We start from the raw sequence: 23,735 nt of genomic DNA, 5'->3' as shown, positions 1-23,735 counted from the left end.
TTGACCTTATCCCCAACCCCAAATAGCAAGCAAATAGAAAAGTGATTTTTTCTTAGCAAAAGCTGGGAAAGATAAGTCAATAATTCACATTCTGGAATTTTTTTGAGGTTATTTATTTATATGAAGCGTGTTTCTCTTGCAGGTTTAGGAGCATTCGCTCTCATTGCTACAGTTCCATTTCTCGGTCAAATTCCGGGAATCGCAAATGTATGGCACTCAGAAAGTGCTGTTGCTCAGAATATCAAAACTCAAGGGCAAATTCAATTGCGTTTAGAAGCAGAAAAGCAGGTGGTGGCACAGGATCGGCAGGGTAAGCAAAGCCAGAAATGGGAACCTTTGAAAGGTCAAGTTGTAGTGCGACCCGGAGATGTATTGCGATATACCTTGAGTGGCGAAAATCAGAGCGATCGCCCAGTGAAGAATTTGACTTTTAATCAACCTATTCCCAAAGGAATGGTCTACGTACTGAATTCTGTCAACGTCGCCAAAAATGCCAAAGTTGTTTATAGCATTGATGGCGGGCGTAGCTTTGTCGAAAATCCTACGGTTAAAGTTACTCTTCCTGGCGGCAAAGTGGAAACCAAACCAGCCCCAGCCACCGCTTACACCCATATCCGTTTGCAGATTCCGTTACTTGCGGCGAAGACAACAGTCAAGGCAACTTATCAAACCCAAGTTCGCTGATTAACACGCTGCCTTGCTGACTCTAAAAAGAGCTGCAATCAAGAATATTTTCAGATTCCATCTGGAAACGAGATTTTTAAAGGGTTTTGGCTTAACTAGATTTCCACAAATAAAGAAGTGCTTTTATTAACAACAAGCTTGACATTTCACAGGAGATGTGTTTAGTGAGCCGTCCTCAAAACCAAAAGCAAATTACTTCTAGCGGTAGCTGGTGGCGACGGTTAACAGCTACTGTTCTTCTGGGAAGTTTTTTGCATACTACTATATCTATGCCAGCGATCGCGCAACAAACTAACAATCTGGTTGCGTCTTTGCCATTAATAAATCAAGCTACTTATACTTATACAGATTCTGCTAGCAATTATCAATATCAAGGAAGTTCTGAGCAAATCAATGTTAGCCCTAGCCCATTACTCGATCCATTAGGGCGGATTTTAGGTTGCGCTGGGACAATTTTACCTGACTATACAGGTTTTTCAGTTGGGGTATACGAACCGAACTCTAGCGACCCAACGGGGACAGAATTGGGCAGTTTGGTTGCTTTGACCCGAACAGAGTTACCAGATATTCCTAATAACAACGTTCCTGGTGGGAAATCTCCAAATACCGAGAATAGTAATCCCTACTTTGTTACGAATAACCCTGCGGGTGTTTACAATTTCCTACTCGATCCCAATAAGGGTCAAACCGATCCAGGTAGAACCTACATTTTTGTAGTTAATCCACCACCAAATTCTATTTACAAACAGCGGCGGGTCAAGATTGAAATCCTTGCTAGCAATGGAACACAAGGCAATGGTGTTGTGCGATATGTCGCTAGTTCTTTGGATGGTCAACCAATCAGTCTTACAGGTGAAACCAGATTAGAGCAAACAGTTGTTTTAGTTCCCAATGCAGAAACGGTGGGACTGGATTTATTAGCCTTTGAATTCACCACAAATTTGTGTCAAGCCAATCAGTTACAGATTATCAAAACAGGCGATCGCGCTACTGCTGAACCTGGAGATACGGTAATCTACCGCCTGTCGGTAAAAAATCTTGCTGATGCTGGTTTGAGTAATATATTTGTCACCGACAACCTACCTTTAGGATTCCAGTTTTTGCCGAAATCGGTGCAGGGAGAGTTGGATGGTCAACCAGTCGCGATCGCTTCAGAACGCAATGGTAATACAGTGACATTCCGCACAGACGTAACAATTCCCACAGCGAAAGTCTTGAATATTGCCTACGCTGCTCAACTAACAGCTGATGCATTGCGTGGTAATGGTCGTAACACTGCGATCGTTAATGCTCAACGAGCTGATAACCGTTTTAGTACTAAGGATGGTCCAGCAACGCACCAATTGAAAATTCGTCCAGGAATCGTTTCTGACTGTGGCACGATTATCGGCCGGGTGTTTGTTGATAAAAACTTTGACGGTGAACAACAGCGTGGTGAGCCTGGGATACCAAATGCGGTGATTTTTCTAGAGGATGGAAACCGCATCACTACAGATCCTAATGGTTTGTTCTCTCTAGCTAATGCCTTACCTGGATACCACACAGGTGTACTAGACCTCAGCAGTGTAGCGGGTTACACCCTAGCTCATAACGAAAAATTCCGCGAACGAAATAGCCAATCTCGCTTGGTGCATTTAGAGCCTGGTGGCTTAGTACGCATGAACTTCGCTGTAACCCCAACATTTCAGGAGCCAGTCAACAAATGAAACTCAGACTGCACTGTGTAACTATATTTAACCTGAGATTGATGGGGGTGATGCCAGTAGCTCTCTGCCTTGTTTTGTACCCTAAAATTGTCAAAGCAGAAATCACTAGTGAAAACCTCCTTTTCCCTGATTACCATTCGCAAGCAGAAAAGAGTGTCGAAGATCCTGACTTTTCACCAGATGTAGAAAACCACTCCCCTAGAATAGGAGAGGGTTTGAATTCTCCACCTCTCGAATTTGCCTCAACTTCTTCAGCATCGGTTCCTGAAATTCCACATGTCCAGCTAAGTGAAACGGAAATACAACCGCTTCAACCAGAAACTTTTGCTGATTTGCCCAGAGATTCACGCAAAATAGTAGGAATAGAGGATAAGAACGACGAACGCAAAGATACTGAGACCCTGTTTCATGCTTCTCCAACAGAAATACAACCATTTCAACCAGCAACTTCTGTAGGTTTGCCTAGAGGATTACGCAAAATTGCAGGAGTAGAGGACGCGGGGACAAAGGGACAAGAGGTAAATGAAAATCTCCCCGTGTCTCCTACTGTTCCTATCTCTACAACAATAAAAATCCTGACTCCGACGGCTGACAGTGTTGTAGACGTACAAGCTAGCACGGTGATTGTGCAGTTTACCGCTGGTAGTCAAGTGGAATTGCGGGTAAATGGCGCGTTGGTAGACCCTTCTTTAGTGGGACAGACGGAAACTGATGCGACCACCAATTTAGTAACGCAGACATGGTATGGTGTCTCGTTAAAAGAAGGTACAAACACCATCTCTGCACAGGTTGTTGGAGGAACAGAACCCTCTGTAACAGTGCAAGTAGCAGTACGGGGAGCGCCGCAGCAATTAACTTTAGAAACAGTAGAGTCTCGTATCCCAGCAGATGGACGTTCTACGGCGACAATCCGTGGTCAACTCATCGATGCAACTGGCAATCGCTCGAATCGTGATGCTGTTGTCACCCTCATACCCACTGCTGGGGAATTGGTTGGGAAAGACTTCAAACCCAATGAACCGGGATTTCAAGTGGAGGCGAAAGCAGGGCAATTTACAGCGGCGTTGCGATCACAACTGAAAGCGGAAACTGTCACAATTCGCGCGATCGCAAATGATTTAGAAGCCTTCACCCAATTGCAATTTGAAACGGCACTACGTCCAAGTTTAGTTACTGGAGTCATAGATTTACGATTGGGGGCTAGAGGTACAAATTATTACGGCAGTTTCCGTGATTTCCTCCCTCCTGACAAAAACAACGGAACCCAATTAGATTTCCATTCAGCGATATTTGCCACTGGTGCGATCGGAGAATGGTTGTTTACAGGAGCATACAACAGTTCTCGTAGCCTCAATGAAGATTGCAACTGCGATAATCGCCTGTTTAGAACTTACCAATTCAGCGAGCAAAATTATCCTGTCTACGGCGATAGCTCAAAAGTTGATGTAGTTGCTCCTTCCATTGATAGTGTATTTTTGCGTTTTGAGCGTTCAGCTCGTATCCCCGGCTCCGATCCTGATTATGCGATGTGGGGTGACTATAACACAGAAGAATTTGCGCGGCGATCGCAGCAATTTACTTCTATCACCCGTCAACTCCACGGTTTTAAAGCTAACTACAACTTAGGAAATCTACAAATTACAGGTTTCTATGGCGACCACTTAGAGGGGTTTCAACGGGATACTATTGCTCCCGATGGTACTAGTGGTTATTACTTCCTCTCTCGCAGACTATTACAAGCAGGTAGTGAAAATGTTTTTATCGAGTTAGAAGAACTCAATCGTCCTGGAACTGTATTAGAACGCAAACAACTTAACCGAGGCCCAGACTACGAAATCGACTACGATCGCGGTACTTTATTATTCCGCGAACCGATTCTTCGTACCGATATCGATCAAACCGGACAAGTGTTGGTACGTCGGATTGTTGTTAGCTATCAATATGACAGCGAAGACTCTGACGGGAGCATCTATGCTGGTCGTTTGCAATATAATCTTTCCCGCAAACTTAACTCCGAAAGTTGGATAGGAGCAACTTACGTTCAAGAAAATCATGGGGTACGCGACTTTCAACTTTACGGTGCAGATGCGCTGATTGCTTTGGGTGACAACGGTAAGTTAATCGCAGAATATGCCCATTCCACTAATGATTCTGATGTTGTGGGAAAAGTTAGAGGTGATGCCTACCGTTTAGAAGCTGAAGGAAAGATTGCTAATGGGATTCAAGGTCGTGCCTATTATCGATTTGCTGATACGGGTTTTGCCAATAATGCCACTATCAGCTTTGTCCCAGGACAAACCCGTTATGGAGCGCAGGTTACAGCTAAACTCACCTCAACTACCAACGTCAGAGCGCAATACGACCACGAAGACAATTTTGGGATTGCTCCCCAACCCCTAGACACTTTTGAAGAACTTTTTGCACCGCGTTATGAGGCGATACCTGGTAGCAAGGTTAATAATTCCCTGACGACGATTTCTGCTGGGATTCAACAACGTCTGGGTAGCGCCACTATCGATCTGGATTGGATTCATCGTCGTTTGGAAGACCGCATCCCCGACAGTAGCTTGAGTAGTAATTCCGATCAACTGCGATCGCGTTTTTCAGTTCCTCTAGCTAAAAACCTGACCTTCCAGGCGCAAAATGAACTCAGTTTATCTTCCCAAAAAGATACTGTTTATCCAGACCGTACCATTTTGGGGTTAAATTGGGCGGTAATTCCTGGTGTCAATGTTAGTTTAGCCCAACAGTATTACAGTAGCGGTCAATATTCGGGTAATTCCATCACCAGCTTGAGTGTCAACGGCGAACACAAACTCGGTTCGGATACTACCTTGACTGGTCGTTACTCAATTTTGGGTGGTGCTAACGAAATGACTACTCAAGGTGCAATTGGCATAAATAACCGCTGGACTATTGCTTCGGGATTACGGCTAAACGTTGCTTACGAACACGTATTTGGCAACTTCTTTGGACGTACTTTGGCGGGTCAACAATATGCCCAACCATACGCCTTTGGTCAAGCAGCATCTGCGATCGGATTTGATGGTGGCGATAGCTACAGTGTAGGGCTGGAATACAGTGATAATCCGCAATTTCAAGCCAGCGTCCGTTATGAACATCGTTCCTCTTCTGGTGGTAACAATACAGTAATTACCGCAGGTGCTGCGGGTAAAATTTCTCCGGCTCTCACCGCTTTGGTACGTTATCAACAAGCCGGTTCTTCTAATCAAAAGCTTTCAGGATTGGGAGATACTGCTAACTTAAAACTGGGTTTAGCCTACCGCGATCCCAATAGCGATAAATTTAATGCTTTATTGCGTTATGAATATCGCCAAAATCCATCAACCATCCCTGACACCATCCTGTTAGGAAGTGGTACGGGTTCCCAAGACCATACCTTTGCTTTAGAAGCGATTTATGCTCCTAATTGGCAATGGGAATTCTACGGGAAGTATGCGTTGCGTAACAGTACCTCTTACATAGCTAACGATTTAGCCGGTACTAGCACAGTAAATCTGGCCCAAGTACGCGCTACCTATCGTTTGGGATATAGCTGGGATTTGGTGGGTGAGGCTCGTGTAATTAGTCAGTCTAGCTACAGTGAGACAGGCTTTGTTCTTGAAACAGGCTACTACCTCACGCCTAACCTGCGCGTCTCAGCTGGATACGTCTTTGGGAAAGTTGATGACCGAGATTTCTCAGGAACACGTTCTGCGGGAGGTGCGTATTTAGGCTTTACGGTTAAGCTCAACGAATTGTTTGACGGCTTTGGACAACAAAAACCTATAGCGCGCCAGCCACAGGAATCGGCGATGAAAACTTTGGTGGGTAAACTCAAGGCTGCAATGAGGGGGATGCAAAAGCGTGAAATATAAAAGGGTTATTTGATGTAGAGATGTTCATTGCAACCTCTATATACGAATTTAACCTTTCCTCATGGGAATACTATTGTCGTAACGATTTTATTATTCGCTTTGAATCTAGTGCAAAAACGTTTCAATTTTCGTTCTGGTATTTGTATATTTATAAACTCAATATCATTACTCACATATTATGTATTTTTATTGGAACTAAATAATGAAATCTTTATTTAAGAAATTAAGAGCGATCGCCACAGTAAATATTGATGAAAATGATAAATTTTCTCTGATTGTGGACAACCTAGTAAAAAAAACTATCAAAAAGCCATTAACAAGTAGCCACCAAAAACTATGGCTCAGTAGCTTGGGCTTTTTTTTATGTATTTTAGGGAATAGTATCCAACCTAGCTGGGCTGAAGGTAGCAAAGAGTTAGTTTCTGATGGCGGATACAGACCTTATCTGGAATGGTCAGATTTACTACTGGCAGGTATTGTTCGGAAGACCACACTCAAAGTTTATGTGGAAGTGGGAGAAACAGTTAATCTTGGCTCTAGTGTGCCTACTAGTTTCTCAGACCCACAAGATATCGTTTATCGCAGTCCCTTTGGTACTCAAAATGGCTCTTGTGATGTTCTAGCGACTGGTTTTGGTTTTATTAATACCGTTGCTAAAGAAACGGCCGGCCCTTTACCTAATACTGGTGGCTATTCCCCTTGTAGTTTCGTTGCTACAGAAACAGGTATTTACGAAGTTGAATTTCGTTCTCCGAATACAGCTGGTGCAAGCAATCCGCCGCCAACAGCTGCAACGGCGGCATTTCCTACAGGTAATACTCAATTTTCAGGAGTAGCTGCTTGGGATATCACAGTTCGAGATAGTAACGGTGTTGCCAAAAAAGGGCGAGTATTTACTAACTATATTGCTATGAATATGGGGGCAAATGCCAGTGGTGGTACTCCCGTAGCACTAAATTCTAAGCTTTATATTCAAACCAAAGATGGGTATCGTTACGAAACTGACATGAATGGAGTCGATCCCTTTGGCTTCATCTTTTTTGCTAATAACCGGGGATATCTTGATAAAACAAATAACAGCACTGTCTACCATTCTGCTGGTGGCGCTACTAATAATAATTTGATCTTTAGCGGCAATGTGGGAGTCCAAGACCCAAGTGTTGCTGATACCTCAACAGATATTACCCACTTAGTTTTCTTCAATCGACCCGACACCGCAACCCTCAATGCTTTGAGTATTCCTATTGCAGCGACGATTCCCACAGTACCAACTTCGTTCAAATTCACTGGGGGTAATGGAGGTAGTGGGAACCAAACTTCTGTGGGTGTGGGAGGCAATTTTAGCTTCAGCGCTATCTCAACTGGTAGCTATCAAATAATTATTGACACCAACAATGATGGCATTTTTGACCCTAGTAGCGATAGAGTACTACAAAATGTGCTGTCTGTCGGCTCAAATGTGGTGCTTTGGAATGGAAAGGATGCAAGTGGGGTAAATCTCCAACCTCTATCAGGAAATGCACCATACAATGCCATAATCATAACACGTTCGGGAGAATATCACTTTCCCATGTTGGATGCTGAAAATAATCCGCTGGGGTTTAAAATCACAATGGAAAACTCTCCTGCTGCTTTTCCTAATCTTGTAGATCAAAATGGACAGCAGATTGGATCGACTACCATTTATTACAACGACAACAATTATACTACTGCTAACGGCACGGCGATAAACTTAGATGGTACGGGAGCTACTAGCCCACGTAATGCTGCTAGAGGGATCAATAGTGCGTTAGGAGAGCATGAATTTAATAGTAATTATGGTGACTTTAAGGGAATAGATACTTGGACATATTTCCCAAGTCAAGCAATCACCACTCCCTTGGTAATTACTACTAACACTCAAGCAAATGTTATAGGAACCAAATCTGTTCGCTTCCTCGCAGACAATGATAGTAGTGGAACAGTGACTATAGGCGATCGCATCGAATATACCATCACTTACTCTAACCTGAATCCAGGTAATAGCAATGCAATTAACTTTGCCATTAACGACTCATTACCCTCACAGTTAACCTTTGTGAGTGCAGCAATTACTGCTGAAACTTTAGGGAATAACATCACACTCAATCCCAGTTACAACGGCGCTGGTGTTGTTGCTGTGACAAATTCTGGAATTCTCCGTGTAGGTGATACGATTACCATTAAAATTACTGCCACAATTAATAATGCCAATGGCGGTAATTCAATTAGTAACCAAGCAAATGCTACTTTTAACACACCTGATAATCCTACAGGAACTGTTGGTACAGTGTTCACAGATGCAGACTCTGCTGGTGCTACTAATAATCCACCTACTCTCGGTAATTCATTCTTGCAAATTACTGATAATGGTGTAGATACTGGCAATAATCCTGTCAGTACAGCAGATGATGACCCTACTTTGTTTACAGTATTAAATGTTATTAACTCTAACCCTAAATTGCTGTTAATTAAACGCATTACCCGCCTCAATAACCAAGATTTAACTGATATTGTGGATGGTCGCAGTGACGTTGCTACTAATGCCATTAACTATGTACCAGAACCTTATGCTACTGATGATAGCGATCCTAAATGGCCTGTTGGCTACTTGCGAGGATTAATTAATGCTGGGACTGTCAAACCGGGAGATGAATTGGAATACACTATATATTTCCTTTCCAATGGTCTTGGTAATGCAACTAATGTGAAATTCTGTGACTTAGTTCCGACTAATGTTAGTTTGATTCCTACTGCTTTTAATGGTATGACTCCTAATGATGGTGGTTTACCAGGAGCAGATAAAGGAATTGCTCTAGCTATTGGTTCTACTACACCTACGCTTTATCTGACGAATGTTAGAGATAGCGATCGCGGGCATTTTTATACAGCTAATGACTCAGGCACACCATCATACTGCGGTAATAACACCAATGGAGCAGTAGTGGTCAATATTACAGTCCCCAGTTTTCCCAATCTACCCGCAGCGACTGGATCTGGCACACCAGCTAATTCTTATGGTTTTGTCCGCTTCCGCGCTAAGGTGAAATAGCTTTAACCACGGCTAACTAGTGGAATTAAGGCCATTAGGAGAGTTCCGGCTATTCGTTAACAAAGCGATCGCAGTTTTGTAAAAATATCTTTTGAATAATCCGAAAAGCAATAATTTCAGTTTGGAGATTCAGCATATACCTACAAATAAGTCATGGTAAATATGAATCTAAAACTGAGATTTAAACCAGTTTCTCACAGTTGGGTTGCTCTACATCCAAGGCCTAAAGGGGTAATTCAATTTATTGCCGGGGCTTTCTTTGGTACATTTGGCCCTATGCTTTTTTATCGTTATCTGCTTCAATCTCTATTTGAGCAGGGATATACAATTATTCTTTTGCCGTTTAATTTTACTTTTAACCATTATGTAGAAGCTGGTTTTCTCATGAGAGAACAGTATGAAATTCTGCCAGAGCTTGTGAAAATGGCAAGTGTTGCAGGATATGATTATGAAGCCTATCTAGATGATAAAAACTTTTCTTGGATTGGACATAGCCTTGGCTGTAAATATATCTCGCTGTTAGAAGGATTTACTGCTCTACCTCCAGAGCGTCAAGATAGAGAGCAGTTTATTCGGAAGCTACTATCTAAAACTTCCGATGAGTCACAGATAGAAAATATTATTGCAGACATTAACATTCTCTTTGATGAACTAACGCGAAAAACGTATGAAGTTAAAAAAATAATTTACACTTATGTGCATAAGAATATCAATATTAACAGTGTCTTCATTAAAGGACAGGTTTCTATCCTATTAGCACCTGCTATTGCTGACACAGGGAGCGCAATTCGTCCTAAATTTTTAGCGGATATCATCGATAATCTTGGTTGGGGTGTGAAACCAACTGTTGAAGAAACTCAGTATTTAATTAAGGATAGTGGGCTATTTAATATTATGGGTTTAGTCTGTTTTAAATCAGACAATATTGCTAAATCAACCTGTGAATGGTTTACTAATATTCTGCAAAAGCCACCTCAAGATTTTCGGAAAACTGTAGCAGCTGGACATTTAAGACCTTTAGGTATTCAGCTAGCTAAATATGTTATTAATCTTTTTGATAAACCGTTAATTGAATCAGTTAAAGAGCGAAACAAAGCATTTGAGCATAATGTAATTCAATTGCTTGACGAACTGAAATAAAAATCAAGATAATGGGCATTGGGCACATGAGGCACAGAGGAAAAACTTACTGCAACTTCTCCTCTGCTCCTCTGCTCCTCTGCTCCCCTACTCCCTACTCCCCACTCCTCACCGCTTAACTCGCTTTCATGACAATCCCAACTCTTCTGGAAAACCTAGCATGATATTTAGGTTTTGGACTGCGGCTCCTGATGCGCCTTTACCCAGATTGTCAAGACGAGCAACTAGCAACGCTTCTTTAGTGGTGTCATTGGCGAATACAAAAACCTGAACAATATTGGTATTATTCAGTGCGATCGCATCCAGAAATGTTCCGTCTCTGAGCAGTGTAGAATCTTGGAATGGAGCAACCTGCACAAACTTTTCACTTTGGTAGTAGTCAGCGATCGCTTCATAGATAACCTTACCTGATGGTGGATTATCTAAACTTCCCAGTGGCAAAGGTATCTGTACTAGCATCCCCTGCTCAAAATCTCCCACTGCGGGTACGAATAGCGGCGGCGATGCTAACCCTGAATAATGTTGCATTTCTTTGACGTGCTTATGCCCAAACTGCAAACCGTAGATGCCATAAGGGTAGAGTGGTTCTGCCCCGGCTTGCTGTTCGTGGAAGCTATGATACTGTTTTATAAGATTCTTTCCGCCACCAGAGTAACCTGATACTGCATTAACGGTGATGGGAAAGTTACTGTTCAGGAGTCCTTTAGCAATCAACGGACGAATACAAGCTAAAAATCCTGTGGGATAACAGCCCGGATTGCTGACAAACTGGGCGCTGGCGATTTTCTCTCGTTGTCCTGGATTTAGTTCAGGGAAGCCATATACCCAGTCTTTAGCGGTGCGATGGGCAGTGCTAGCATCAAGGATCTTAACCCTAGTATTACTGACTAAGCTAACAGCTTCGCGGGCTGCATCATCAGGTAGGCAGAGAATGATAACATCAACAGCATTGATTAGTTTAGTTCGCTCAGTTGCATCTTTACGTTTAGATGCTTCAATGCTAACTAACTCGATGTCATCACGCTGGTTCAGGCGTGAGTAAATTTGTAAGCCTGTGGTTCCCGATTCCCCATCAATGAAAATCTTCGGTTTAGTAGTCATGCGCTTTCTATTATATGAGAGTGATATTTTGACAAAGTAAGAGTTATTTTAACGATCGATTTTTGAATGAGATTAACCTGCTTTCACCATCCACACGAAAAAGCTCAGGATTGGTTCGATAGGAGGAAGAGAATAATCCATTAAATCAATTGTGACTGTTTGTCCCTCTAGTTTCAGAAATTGCATCAGCTACTCCTCCCAAGCCAGAGTACGTTTCACTGCCTTTTGCCAAGTACCAAAGTTGGACAAGGGGAAATTGTTCCTTGGTTCAAACACACGCTCAATTTGCCGTTGTTCCACCAGTGCTTCATAGCTCTCCCAAAATCCTACAGCTAAACCTGCCGCAAATGCTGCACCCTGAACGGTGGTATCCCGCATTATCGGACGTTCAACTGGAATACCTAAGACATCAGCTTGAAACTGCATCAAAAAATTATTCTCGCAAGCACCACCATCTACGGTTAATCGCCCAACTGGAGTACCGCTAGATGCATTTATCGCCTGCACCACCTCCAGAACTTGATAAGCGATCGCTTCCAACACAGCGCGAACTAGATGCTCTGGTTGTACACTGGCGGTAATGCCGAAAAAGGCTCCCCTCGCGCTCATATCCCAGTAGGGCGCGCCCAGTCCACTAAATGCTGGCACAAAGTAGACTCCGCCATTATCTTTTACCTGATTGGCCATCGCTTCAGTTTCAGCAGCAGTTTTAATCAGCTTCAGGCGATCGCGCAACCATTGAATACAAGCACCACTGGTAAACATACTGCCTTCTAAGGCATAGCCGACATCTAAAGTATCTTTTGAATTTGCTTGTGTCCATGCCACTGTCGAAATGAGTTGATGGTGCGAGCGCACAATTTGATTACCTGTGTGAGCAACCAAAAAGCTACCAGTACCGTAAGTGCATTTCATCAAACCGGGGCGATCGCAGCCATGACCAAATAAAGCCGCTTGCTGATCTCCCAAGATGGCAGTGATGGGAATTTCCGCACCCAATAAAGTCGCATCAGTAACTCCAAATACTCCTAAACTCGGCTGAATCTGGGGCAAAATATGAGCCGGGATTTGAAATAGTTTAAGTAAATCCTCATCCCATTCACAGGTTTTGAGATTCATTAGCATTGTCCGGCTGGCGTTACTGTGGTCAGTAGCATGAACTTTCCCACCAGTGAGATTCCACAGCACCCAGGTATCAATAGTGCCTACTAAGACATTGTTCTGGTCAACATCTGGAAAATTATCTAATAGCCATCTAAGTTTGGTAGCAGAAAAATAGGCATCGATAATTAATCCGGTGCGATCGTAAATTTCATCAGCGTAGCCTTGTTCTTGTAACTGGTGGCAAAGGGGAGCAGTGCGGCGATCTTGCCAAACGATTGCTCTATGGAGTGGTTTACCAGTAGTTTTGTCCCAAATCAAGCAGGTTTCGCGCTGTACAGTTAGTCCCAAAGCTGCGATCGCTGATGGCGTAATCTGGGCATTTGCAATTGCGGTTTGCATCACCCAACAGGTATCCTGCCAGATTTGTTGAGGGTCATGTTCTAACCATCCTGGCTGAGGATAATACTGAGTTAATTCTTTATATGCTTGCCCAACAATCTTGCCGTCTGCGTTAAATACAAAGGCGCGGTTGCCTGTCGTACCTAAATCCAGTGCTAAAATATAGCCCAATGATGGAATTTTTGTGCCAAATGTGTGCATAGCTGCTTTGAATGCTGCGTAGGCGTAGCCCAACCTAGTACCGCAAGGCGGAATTAAAAATTAAAAATGAATACAGCGTAAGCGTTTCATAGATTTTAAATGGTGAGGCAGTCCGGTCTTCTCCCAAAGGGAGAGGCTAGCGCCAAGGGGGTTCCCCCCATGAGGAACTGCCGTTAGCGCAGCGTTAGCGAGCCTGCGTTCGCTTTTAACGTCTCGTAGAGAGCGTCACCCGAAGGGGTGGTTTACTTCCACCGTGCTGTACTAGACATCGCGATTTTAGCAATACGCCCTCAATCACATATACATTATTTTGGGTACATTTTGAATTACCTGTTTGCATAGCGTTACGTCTCTGTAAATTTAAAAACGCTACATTTTTACACAAAGTTTTACTTAGCACAATGGGTATCGATGTTCGCCTCAAATCCCAGACCTTCACAACGTTGCAAGACACTGTGAATTTTAATTATGTGTAAGTATATCAGCACAGTAAATAATTATCAAAATGCTGCGATCGCAGGAATATTACACACAAATTCATACAAGTTTTATTATTAAATTTATGTGGCAATATACAAAGTGTCACTTTATTCAAGTCTAATTATGATACTCATGTTTTATAGTTTGCATATAAAAATTAATAGTAAACCCAATACGGTTTTGTTAAGGTTTTTTGATGAAAATTCTAGTTCGCAAAGACGCAAATCGTCGTCTCTCAAAAGACTAATTATTGTAGAGACGGCGATTCATCGCGTCTCTTGCTTAACCGAACAGTATTGAGAGTAAACCTCGTTAATATAGATTTTATTACAAGTAATCATCTTAACTTGATATAAAAACTATGGATTTAAAACTAGATGTGGTTTAAAAGTTAAAACCATCGAAATACAATAAAATCTACCCATGTTAAAAGCTAACCAAAATCAAAATGCACTACTAGCTCTGTTGTTACTTGTGTCAGTTCCGAGCATTGGTATTACAACTCAACTATATATACTCCCTGGCTTTCAAGGACATTTAGTAGCTTTATTATCTAAAATCTGGTTGTTGGTACTACCCATTATTTGGTTGTTATTTGTCGATAAAGAGAATTTAAAAGTTGAATATCCTAAAAGACGCGATTTATTGGCTGGAGTCGGATTAGGGCTATTGATGCTAGGCATCATCTTGATTGTTTATTGGCTGCTGGGAGCAAAATGGATAGATGTTGAATATGTTCGCGATCGAGCAACGCAAGTTGGATTAAACAGTTTTGTGATTTACTTAGTAGGTTCAGTGTATTGGATATTTGTTAACTCTTTACTTGAGGAATTTGTCTGGCGTTGGTTTGTCTATCGTAAATGTGAAATTTTGGTATCAAGTCCTTTAGCTGTAATACTGTCTGCACTTTTTTTTACGATTCATCACGTTGTTGGTTTGACAGCTTACTTCGACTGGCGGGCGACAATATTATGCTCATTGGGGGTGTTTCTAGCAGGGGCAGTTTGGTCATGGTGCTACTTAAATTATTCCTCAATCTGGCCTGGATACATCAGCCATGTTTTTGCAGATATAGCAATTTTCCTGATTGGCTGGCAACTTATCTTTACTTAACAAAAGTAAAATAAATCCACAGCGAATTAATTAATCAAAATCTCTCAAGATAATGTGTTTTTTTAAGTCAAAACTGATTATACCTTCTTCTTGTAATTTGCCCATCAATCTTGTAATTGTTACCCTAGTGGTGCAGCAGGCGCTAGCAAAATCTTCGTGAGTAAAGCGAACACTTAAACGAGTTCCCTCTGGTACAGTTTCACCCACTTCTCGTTTCAAAAGTTGTAATAGGTGGTGCAAGCGTTCTTGTACCCGCCGTCTTCCACAAATGACTAAAAAAGATTCTGTTTGCTGTAACCGCTGATTAATTTTTGGTAAAAGCGTATGGCTCAGTGTTGGAGAAGCTGCCATCTCTGCCGCGTAAATTGACACCAACTCAACATCAGCGAGAACTGTTGCTTGGTAAATGTTTAAAGATGTCAAACTAGAGCCAAAAACCATTCCTGCCGTTGCCAATCCTATCAGCACTTCTTCACCCGTTTCACAGTAGGTACTGAGTTTGACTAAACCCTGAGAAACATACAAAATTACTAATGGGTTGAGGGGAATAGTTTCTCCTTTAGAATATTTATCTACGGGACGATTATTGAAGAGGTCGCTGTCATTCTTGACTACTGCTGATTCTACTCGTTTACGTTCAGTGATATTACGTACTATCCAGCGTAGAGACGTTGCCTTCCCCTGCGGATTGCGGGTAACTGCCACTGTCAAAGCTGCATCAAAAATTTCACCATGACGTTGTTGCAAGCGTATCAATAGCTCTCTAGCTCTGTTTGATTGTGATAGCTGAATGATTTCGCTGCGAAGGTGCTGACGTTCTTCTAGAGGGACGAAGCTAATCATTGATTTGCCCACTAGAAATTGCTTTGAAACATTGAGTAACTTAGCTACGGTCAAGTTAGCTTCTTGAATGATTCCTTCTGTATTAGTCACTAAATAGCCGTCGGGCGCAAAGTCGAATAAATCTTGATAGTGTTTGCGTTCTGCTTCTAGCCAATTTCGTGTTTTTACTAGTTCCTCGTTTTGCTGATAAAGTTCCTCTGCCGCTAACTGTACTATTTTCGAGGTGTTATAAAGTTCCTTAAAAGCTTGCGGCAGCAAATCTGGGGAAATCCAAGGTAATACACTAGCAGTTTGGTATAAATCTGCTAAACGCTTGTGCAATACTTCTGCGCGCTGGATAAATTTTTCTATATTCACCTTAAATTCCTGCTACTTGCTTGCAGAGGTTGAGCAAAAAAATATACCAAGTAAATCCTTGAAAAAATTGCAGCACTCGTAATTTGGCTGAGTGATAAATTTAACTGGTTGTAAACTGCAATTTTTATTCAATTGAACTTGTCAAATTACATTTATTTTAGGTTTTCGACAATTTATATCCTACAGGCGCTATAAACAAACCAGTTTTGAAATGACACGTGTCGCATTCAACCTGGATACTCAAAAGTAAATTGAATTTAGCAAGTTACAAAGTGTCCATTAAGAACTTGCGCCACTCGGATGTTTTTTAACAAAAAATCAAAGAATAAATTTTACGGGGTTTTGCTAAGTATTACTTCTACCTTTGGTGGTAAAATTCGGTAAACTCAGCTAAATACGAGTGCCAAATCTCCCCATCTAAGATTATGCTAATTTTTGACTAAACTGATAAGCCAGTCAAAATGCTGACTAGCAAAGAAATTAGATAAGATAGCAGACTCGCAAAACCCTACATCTCAACCTTAATTTATGACTATTATTATTGAACCCGCTTTGTCATTCCCCCAATGAATGATTTAGTGCTAATGATAATTGTTTCCATTTTCCTTAAGAATAACTGATAAGACTGTCGCCAACTTCCATCACAAGAATCAAGCAACTACTACTAAAGACATAGAATCTAAGTTAAGTTTGTTTGTGATTCTGAATACGTTGTCTATTAATAAAATTCCCCACTTCTTTGAGAAGTTGGGAATCTAAGCCTTTCGATTTTCAAATTCATTATGGAAATATCTGGCACAGGTAAAGATTAAAACTAGTGAGAACAAGCAATAGTGGGACTAATATATCTAATAATTGCAAAGATAGATATTAATAAGTTAAAAATATTTGTATAGAGAAGCACGTATTAACTTAATAATTATCCGCCTCTTTAGTTAGAGGATAAATGAAGTAGTAAGCTGGTGTAATTTAACAATGCGTAACAGCTAATCAACGCGCAAGTTATAAGGAGTGATGGGTAAGGTGTCAGTGCTATAAAATCTCATCACTCCTTTTTACTTACATCAGGTTATGAGTAGGGGCGCAAGGGCTTGCGCTCCTACAAATCTAGAAATAATTTGAGATAATTTATTTTTTGCAAGTCCCCTAACGAATGCCATCATTATCAATGGCGCTGTAGCTGTCGCTGGGGAAAAGCCCTAACCAAGGGTCAGAACTAGGAGTTAAAAATAGTTGTCCGTATACTTGTTCATTGAGCGCTTCCACGCTCCTGGTTTGCTTACCTTGCATAAACCATTGATGAATTTGGCTGTGCAGCATATATTCATTTCTGACTGTATCTAGAGCCATTGTGGCTTCAAAATTTTTCACTATTATCGGCAAATTATCTTCTTGAGTGTTGACAGACTGAGACTTTTTAGCTCTGATTAGAGAAATACTGTTTCGATCTAGCTTGACATCGGCGGCATAGAGTTGAGCAATTTTGTCCCAAACTTTCTGGTCAGTAATTTCAGCTAAGGCGTTTTGATTGCGTTCAGCACTAGACTGGAGAGCAGTTAGCATTGGCGTTTCAACTCTCATTTTAGAAACTGCTAGAGAGCTTGCTATTTCTGCTGTCGGTAGTTGACTGCGATTGCTGGGAATTTCTACCAACTTAGGGGGAGACTGGATACCCAGGCGAGATAAATCTGCAACCCATTGGGCTTGGATAGAATTTAAGCGATCGCTGTGGTATTTTCTTAAATAAGACTCGCGATCGCTTGGTGTAAGTTTACTGTAATTTTTTACTGCTAATTCAGCCTGCTGTAGCTGTTGCAAAAATGCTTTGGGACTATATAACCCTGGAATAGCATCGATTGGCCGACCCGATGCATCCAATATATAATGAATGCTATTGCCTGTAATCGTTCGCTCCAACTTGCGTCCGTCGCCAAAATCAATAGTTACTTTGGGTACAGGGCGCACTGATTGCCAATGCAAAATAAAGCGGTCTTGAAGCAGCTTAGAAATTTCAACATTCGGATACAGCGCTACCCTGAAGAATCTACTATTAGCACAACTCAAATCTTGATCTAGCCTACCCAATAACCGCAGAGATAGAATGGGTTTACCACTGCTTCTAGCAGCAGCTTTGGCTTGTTCTATATCAGTGTACCAATACAAACGAGAGGCGTAACAGTCCCGTTGTTGACAAAGTTCGTCTAAAGCTACCCGAAGTGCAGGGGAAGGTAGAACTGCTCCTGAAGAAGCGGTATTTAACGTATTAGCATGGGATTTAAGAAATACTTGTAACCCTTTTGGGCCCTGTTTCCGAAGTACAGAAACTTCTTGAGATAGCTTGGAGATTTCCGCTACAGGAGTTTGAGCATCAGCTATCTGCAAAAAACCGAAGCTGACTAGGATGAGTGCGAAAGGATATTTGAAGGTTCTAAATTTCATATATCTTCAGATATTTTCAAGAAAAATAGGGGGTGTGAGTAGGGAGCATCCGGTTTTGGCAACAACGAACAGAAACAATTTGGTTGACACTCTTAACATTCCACTGTAAACCAGAAATTTTAATCCTAGCGTTTACAGCAGTTTTGATGTATTTGAACCACACCTGTCTTAGGGGTGCAAGGTGGTATTCGCGGTTATTGGAGTATTGAAAATCGCCTCCATTGGATTAAAGACGTAGTTATGAAGGAGGATGACTCAACAATATGTATGGGTAATGCTCCGGACAATCTCTCAATACTGAGAGCGTAGGCGTAGCCCGCCGTACTGGAGTTTAGACTCAGCCCTGCTGAGTCGTTTTGCATGGCTTAGTCTAAACTCCAGTAAAACAAGAGAGGTCAAATTCTATTGTATACAAACGAGCGATCGCAATAACCAAGCATCTGCCATACACTAAAATTCGTGAGAGAGTTGACCTGGGGAACATCCTAGAGTCAAGATAAAAGGGTTGGATATATTGTCAAAGTACTAAGCACATCCGATATCGCCTGATTTTCTTTCATTTCCCTGCTTTTGGGTTAAAGAGAAAGGCTATGGGCGATACTTATTAAGGTGGCAAAAAACTTAAAAAAGTACGCGCGGATTGCTAAGACGTGCCTGGACGCAGAGGGTTAAGCCGTTGCACCCCGATGAAGCGTCAAGAAATAGCTGATTAAATCAAATTCTAAGCGATTTAATCATATATTTTGTAGCAGATACTTGTGGAAAAGAAAATGCTAGGTGTAAATGTTGTTATGAAAGTTGGCGATCGCGTCCGCGTTAAAGATTCGGTAGTGGTGTATCATCATCCTGAACATCGGAATCAGCCTTTTGACATCAAAGGCACAGAAGGCGATGTAGTAGCTATTGCCACCCAATGGCGAGACAGACCAGTAAGCGCTAATCTGCCGATTGTAGTGCAGTTTAGTAAAAAGTTTAAAGCCCATTTACGTGAAAATGAGTTAGAAATCATCTAAATCACTTATCGGCGGCGAAACCACTGAAAAATATTCAGTTCGCCGCGCATTCTTTTAAGCTCTTGGCGGTTTTGTTCTGCGGTTGTATAATACCAATCACAATAACGCTGAAACTCTGACCGTGACCGAACTTCGTAGTAAAACTGATGGGTTGTTTGGTAAGAGGCAAAAGTTTCCTCAACTTGGGGTTGAGCAACTGGAATAATATAAGGTAAATTTTTTGACATAAAATTCAGAGTAGTAGAGACGTGATTGATCGCGTCTGTTTTGAATTCAGGTAATTACCGCACTTCCTAATTAATAACTCATAACTCATAACCTTAACTTTCTAACAACTGCTAACTTGATTAAAGCCAACCACGTAAGTGATAAACTAAAGAACCAATATACTCTTTTAAAGCGATGGTAAATTGGTGTAAGTTTTCAGTATCAGGTAATAAATTTAGTATAGCAGCTTTGGGAGTACTACCGAGTTCTTGCAACTCACCCTCACTAACTAGAAAGTCTGTGGGTGCAGGAATAGCATTGATTCCTTGACGCTGGAAAATTTGAAGCGATCGCGGTATATGCATTGCCGAAGTTACTAATAATACCTGACGAATGCCACGAGACTCCAAAATTTTGCGGACATTTACAGCATTTTGATAAGTATTGAGAGAGTCAGGTTCTTGAACAATCGCCTCAGCCGGAATACCAATAGATGTGAGTATTGTGGCCATATCTGCTGATTCTGGAGAACCACTTCCACGCCAATCAATGCGCCCCCCGCTCAGAATGATTATAGGCGCTTTTTTCTGGCGATAGAGTTGTGCGGCGTAGATGACGCGATCGCCTGCTTCACTTAAATCGACGGTAGGTCTGGGAGGAAAAGCTGATTTTGTTGCGCCACCCAAAACCACAATCGCTTCTGCATTAGGTATTTGAGCGGGTGGAAGATTTTGCCATTCTAGCGATCGCACTAATGATTTAGCGATCCAAGCATTGCTACAAAATAGCAATAAAGTTAGGGAAAAAGCAATTGCGATCGCAGCAATCCGGGGTCGTTTCCACAAAGTCACTAATGCTACTACCAAGCTTACACAGGCTAATCCTAGTGGATAAAAAAATAATGGCAGTAATTTGGATAGATATAAAAACATATTTATTAGGGCATGGAGAATAGCGCATGGGGCATGGGAAATAGGAGATGAGGGAGTGGGGAAGAATCATGGAAGCAGGGAGCAGAGGAGAAGTTGCAGTAAGTTTTTCCCCCCTGCCCCCCGCACCTCTGCCTCTTTTCAATGCCCAATGCCCAATGCCCAATGCGCTATTCCCAAATTACTACCTTTCCCAAAACTTGAAATTGAAACTACTTCCAGGAGCGCGACGGTAACGGCGACCGGCTTTTCTGATTTGCCGTTTGTTGATCCTTTCATTCGTTGGTTCAACTTCCGTCTCTTCTGATTCTTCAACTTGCAACTGAGTTCTAGTTTCTTCCTTACTTCCCCACCAAGCAGTAATCCAGCCTCCAGCTAAAGCCCCTAATCCACCTAGTAAGATACTCGTGGGTGCGGGATAGCCCAAATATACAAAGCCCAGCATGAAAAATAACCAGTATTTCAATCCTGTATCGACACCATCAGATGAGGCGACAGATGAAGCCTGGGGGCTATTATCAGTTACATTGGTGATCCAGCTTAAGATGAAACCGCCCATGATTCCTAAGAAGATACTCAGGGCTGGTGCGGAGCCAGTCATTATTAATATAAATGTTAAAAATGCCCCAAATAATAGTTGAGACAAGAAGCTGGGAGAAATACTGAAAAGGTCGTTCTTTTTGTCTGCCATAAAATAAAAAACTTATTTAACTAATTACTAATTACTAATTCGTAATTGTTAATTTTCAACTCAATTACGAATTACGAATTACGAATTACGAATTACGAATTATTTTAATTGTGCCTGTTGTGGCTGAGTTGTATCCCAAATCTTTACATAAGGTTGTTCCTCTTCAGTAAAAGGTTCAGCATGTTTGATTTGTGAGGCTAATAAATCGGCGGTGGCATCAGCAATATCACCAGTGCGATTGTTCAAACGCTCTTTTAGAACTTCCAACGGTGCTGTGCATTGGATAATCTGAAGGGGAAGTTGATGTTTTGTAGCTTGGGCGATCGCTTCTTGCCGTAACTGTTGTTTATCATACTTGGCATCCAAAATCACCGAAAAACCTTGTTTAGCCAGGATAATTCCCAATTCCAACAGCCGTGTGTAAGTTTTCTCGGTCATCTCAGGAGTATACAAATCATCGCCACCCCGTTCCCACAAAGAAATTCCCCCTAAATGCTTCCGCACTGCATCTGAACGCAGGTGAATCGCTCCGTGTTGACGGGCTAAAGACCTGGCTGTGGTACTTTTACCAGAACCCGACAACCCCGACATCAAAATTAGTTGTCCCAAGTTTGGTTTAGTGTATTCCCAAGCCTGTTTGTAATAATCAGCGGCGGTTTTTGTCGCTTCTTCCTTTACCGTCGCAGGTACACTCGGATCGTCTAGCAAAAATGATGTCACCTTCGCCCGAACATAAGCCTGACGACTTAAATACAAGGGCAACACCTGTAAGCCTTCCCAGTCTCCAGTTTGCTCTATATAGGCATTCAAAAATGCATTACCTAAGTCTTTACGCTGACGAGCTTCCAAATCCATCACCGTAAACGCCACATCGTACATCACATCGACAAAGCGAAACGGCTCATTAAATTCAATGCAATCGAACAATAAGATTTTATCGTGCCACAGGGCAATATTTCTTAGGTGTAAATCCCCGTGACATTCACGAATATAGTCGTTGTCAATTCTGCTAGCAAATAATTCTGGACGTTCAGCAAAAAAGTTATCTGTATATTGCTTGGTTTCTGTAAATTGCGCCTGAGTCTGAGGGCCACCAATATACTTCTCAGTTTGCTGAGAATTCTCATCAAAAGCAGCCCGAACATTTGGCACTTCGCCAAAAGTGCGAATGTAATCATTCGTCTGTGCTTTGGCATGGTATTGAGCCACAACCCGTCCTAACTCATCTAGACGCGTCTCATTTAACTTACCTGCTTCAAAAAGTGTGCTTAATAGCGACTCTTGAGGAAATTGACGCATCTTCAGCACATATTCTACAGCCTCGGCCGTTTCCCCTAACTGGTATTGCTCTCCCACCAGAGTTATGGGCAAAACTTCTAAATACAATTCACCAGCACCCCGCTGATTTAACCGTAACTCTTCCTGACAAAAATGCTGCCGCTTATCTAAGGTAGAAAAGTCCAAAAAGCCAAAATTCACAGGTTTTTTCAGCTTATAAGCGTAATCCCCAGTTAACAGCACATAAGAAACGTGAGTTTGAATTAGTTGAATAGGTTCTGTTACCGGATGGGGATAAAATCCCGGCTGCAACATTTGCTGAATTAAAGCTGGAAGAGTCGCTTCTGTCATCTCTGTCCTCTGCGCTCTCTGCGCCTCTGCGGTTCAAATACAAAAAAACCAGGAGTTCCCCCCTGGATATCATCAAAAATTATTACACAGTTTACCTAGCCTAGGGAGCTGCTTCAGTTTCAGTTTCTATCCCAGCATCTTCAGCGCTAATTTGTGGTGGCAAAACGCTCACAACAAGTCGTTCTGATTCAGCTAGAGGTGTTACACCTTCAGGAAAGGCTATATCACTAATACTCAAGCTGTCTCCAATTTGCAGATTAGAAACATCGATTTCGATCACATCTGGGATGTTTTCTGGCGCACAACTCACTTGTAATTCCGAGATTACAGTGTCTAACACGCCACCCTCTTGTTTAACACCAACAGCAGTTCCGACAAAACGCAGCCGTACTTCTACAGTGGTGTCTCCGTGGCCAGCAACCGCGAAAAAGCTGAGGTGATAAGGCGTACCTTTGGCTGGATGGATCTGAAGTTCCCGCAGCAAGGTTTTACCGCGCCAAGGTGCATCAGCAATATTCAACTCAATCAAGGTGTTGTTGACGGAAGCTCTTTTGAGCAAACGCTCAACAGTTTTGGCTTCAATGGTCAAAGAAATGGATTCTGTACCCTTATGACCATACAAATTGGCAGGTATCAATCCAGCGCGGCGCAAAGCTCTTGGCTTGCTGCCTTCTGGACGTTTTTGAGATTCGACTGTAATAGCCATAAAAGTTGTCCTTTGTCAGTTGTCAGTTGTCCTTTGTCCTTTGTC

General features: G+C 42.0%; 16 protein-coding genes and 1 pseudogene. 8 read left to right on the top strand and 9 right to left on the bottom strand.

The features are described 5' to 3' along the window. Positions 1 to 120 precede the first annotated feature (120 nt). The 5 genes from HWQ43_RS19605 to HWQ43_RS19585 all read left to right on the top strand — a co-directional run bounded on the left by HWQ43_RS19605 (position 121) and on the right by HWQ43_RS19585 (position 10,478). Positions 121 to 684 carry a hypothetical protein gene (locus tag HWQ43_RS19605; protein WP_292737135.1) on the top strand — a complete coding sequence of 188 codons (564 nt, stop codon included), beginning with the start codon at positions 121 to 123 and terminating at the stop codon, positions 682 to 684. Between the two features lie 155 nt (positions 685 to 839). Next, positions 840 to 2,390: a hypothetical protein gene (locus HWQ43_RS19600; protein WP_292737133.1), complete on the top strand. Its 1,551-nt coding sequence runs from the start codon at positions 840 to 842 to the stop codon at positions 2,388 to 2,390. Next, positions 2,387 to 6,268: a TonB-dependent receptor gene (locus HWQ43_RS19595; RefSeq protein ID WP_292737130.1), complete on the top strand. Its 3,882-nt coding sequence runs from the start codon at positions 2,387 to 2,389 to the stop codon at positions 6,266 to 6,268. Before HWQ43_RS19600 ends, HWQ43_RS19595 begins: the two co-directional genes overlap by 4 nt. Positions 6,269 to 6,470: 202 nt before the next feature. Further along, complete coding sequence (locus HWQ43_RS19590) at positions 6,471 to 9,338, top strand: isopeptide-forming domain-containing fimbrial protein (RefSeq protein WP_292737128.1); 2,868 nt, start codon at positions 6,471 to 6,473, stop codon at positions 9,336 to 9,338. A gap of 153 nt (positions 9,339 to 9,491) precedes the next feature. Next, positions 9,492 to 10,478, top strand: coding sequence for a DUF1350 family protein (locus HWQ43_RS19585; protein ID WP_366932859.1), 987 nt, complete (start codon positions 9,492 to 9,494; stop codon positions 10,476 to 10,478). A gap of 126 nt (positions 10,479 to 10,604) precedes the next feature. Here HWQ43_RS19585 and argC read toward each other — a convergent pair whose 3' ends face one another. Beyond that, positions 10,605 to 11,579, bottom strand: a complete 975-nt coding sequence (argC, locus tag HWQ43_RS19580) for an N-acetyl-gamma-glutamyl-phosphate reductase (RefSeq protein WP_292737126.1) — start codon at positions 11,577 to 11,579, stop codon at positions 10,605 to 10,607. A 189-nt stretch (positions 11,580 to 11,768) separates the two neighbouring features. Beyond that, positions 11,769 to 13,283, bottom strand: coding sequence for a glycerol kinase GlpK (gene glpK / locus HWQ43_RS19575; RefSeq protein WP_292737124.1), 1,515 nt, complete (start codon positions 13,281 to 13,283; stop codon positions 11,769 to 11,771). A gap of 903 nt (positions 13,284 to 14,186) precedes the next feature. Between glpK and HWQ43_RS19570 the strand changes: the two genes are divergently transcribed. Further along, on the top strand, positions 14,187 to 14,876 hold the full coding sequence (locus tag HWQ43_RS19570) for a CPBP family intramembrane glutamic endopeptidase (protein ID WP_292737122.1): 690 nt from the start codon (positions 14,187 to 14,189) through the stop codon (positions 14,874 to 14,876). 30 nt (positions 14,877 to 14,906) lie between these two features. On the opposite strand, the gene HWQ43_RS19565 is transcribed toward HWQ43_RS19570, so the two are convergent. After that, positions 14,907 to 16,076 carry a PAS domain S-box protein gene (locus HWQ43_RS19565; protein WP_292737120.1) on the bottom strand — a complete coding sequence of 390 codons (1,170 nt, stop codon included), beginning with the start codon at positions 16,074 to 16,076 and terminating at the stop codon, positions 14,907 to 14,909. Positions 16,077 to 17,222: 1,146 nt separating this feature from the next. Next, the gene (locus HWQ43_RS19560; protein WP_292737117.1) at positions 17,223 to 18,515 is read right to left on the bottom strand and encodes a hypothetical protein; all 1,293 of its coding nucleotides are present in this window, start codon (positions 18,513 to 18,515) and stop codon (positions 17,223 to 17,225) included. Between the two features lie 186 nt (positions 18,516 to 18,701). Here HWQ43_RS19560 and HWQ43_RS19555 point away from each other — a divergent pair. Next, a pseudogene (locus HWQ43_RS19555) lies at positions 18,702 to 18,818 on the top strand (ISAs1 family transposase); the annotation flags it as partial. Between the two features lie 467 nt (positions 18,819 to 19,285). After that, positions 19,286 to 19,528, top strand: coding sequence for a ferredoxin-thioredoxin reductase variable chain (locus HWQ43_RS19550; protein WP_334701219.1), 243 nt, complete (start codon positions 19,286 to 19,288; stop codon positions 19,526 to 19,528). Positions 19,529 to 19,533: 5 nt separating this feature from the next. On the opposite strand, the gene HWQ43_RS19545 is transcribed toward HWQ43_RS19550, so the two are convergent. The 5 genes from HWQ43_RS19545 to HWQ43_RS19525 form a co-directional block, all read right to left on the bottom strand. Next, positions 19,534 to 19,755 (bottom strand): hypothetical protein, encoded by a 222-nt coding sequence (locus HWQ43_RS19545; protein WP_292737115.1) that lies wholly within the window; start codon positions 19,753 to 19,755, stop codon positions 19,534 to 19,536. A 120-nt stretch (positions 19,756 to 19,875) separates the two neighbouring features. Next, the gene (locus HWQ43_RS19540) at positions 19,876 to 20,667 is read right to left on the bottom strand and encodes a YdcF family protein (protein WP_292737113.1); all 792 of its coding nucleotides are present in this window, start codon (positions 20,665 to 20,667) and stop codon (positions 19,876 to 19,878) included. A 181-nt stretch (positions 20,668 to 20,848) separates the two neighbouring features. Further along, positions 20,849 to 21,355, bottom strand: a complete 507-nt coding sequence (locus HWQ43_RS19535) for a hypothetical protein (protein ID WP_292737112.1) — start codon at positions 21,353 to 21,355, stop codon at positions 20,849 to 20,851. Positions 21,356 to 21,454: 99 nt separating this feature from the next. Next, complete coding sequence (locus tag HWQ43_RS19530) at positions 21,455 to 22,984, bottom strand: AAA family ATPase (RefSeq protein ID WP_292737110.1); 1,530 nt, start codon at positions 22,982 to 22,984, stop codon at positions 21,455 to 21,457. Positions 22,985 to 23,084: 100 nt separating this feature from the next. Further along, positions 23,085 to 23,690 (bottom strand): 50S ribosomal protein L25/general stress protein Ctc, encoded by a 606-nt coding sequence (locus HWQ43_RS19525; RefSeq protein WP_292737108.1) that lies wholly within the window; start codon positions 23,688 to 23,690, stop codon positions 23,085 to 23,087. Positions 23,691 to 23,735 lie beyond the last annotated feature (45 nt).

Source organism: Nostoc sp. JL31 (assembly GCF_017114965.1).
GTDB lineage: Bacteria > Cyanobacteriota > Cyanobacteriia > Cyanobacteriales > Nostocaceae > Nostoc > Nostoc punctiforme_A.
Note: the sequence above shows the minus strand (reverse complement) of the source record. Positions and strands in the feature narration are given on the sequence as shown.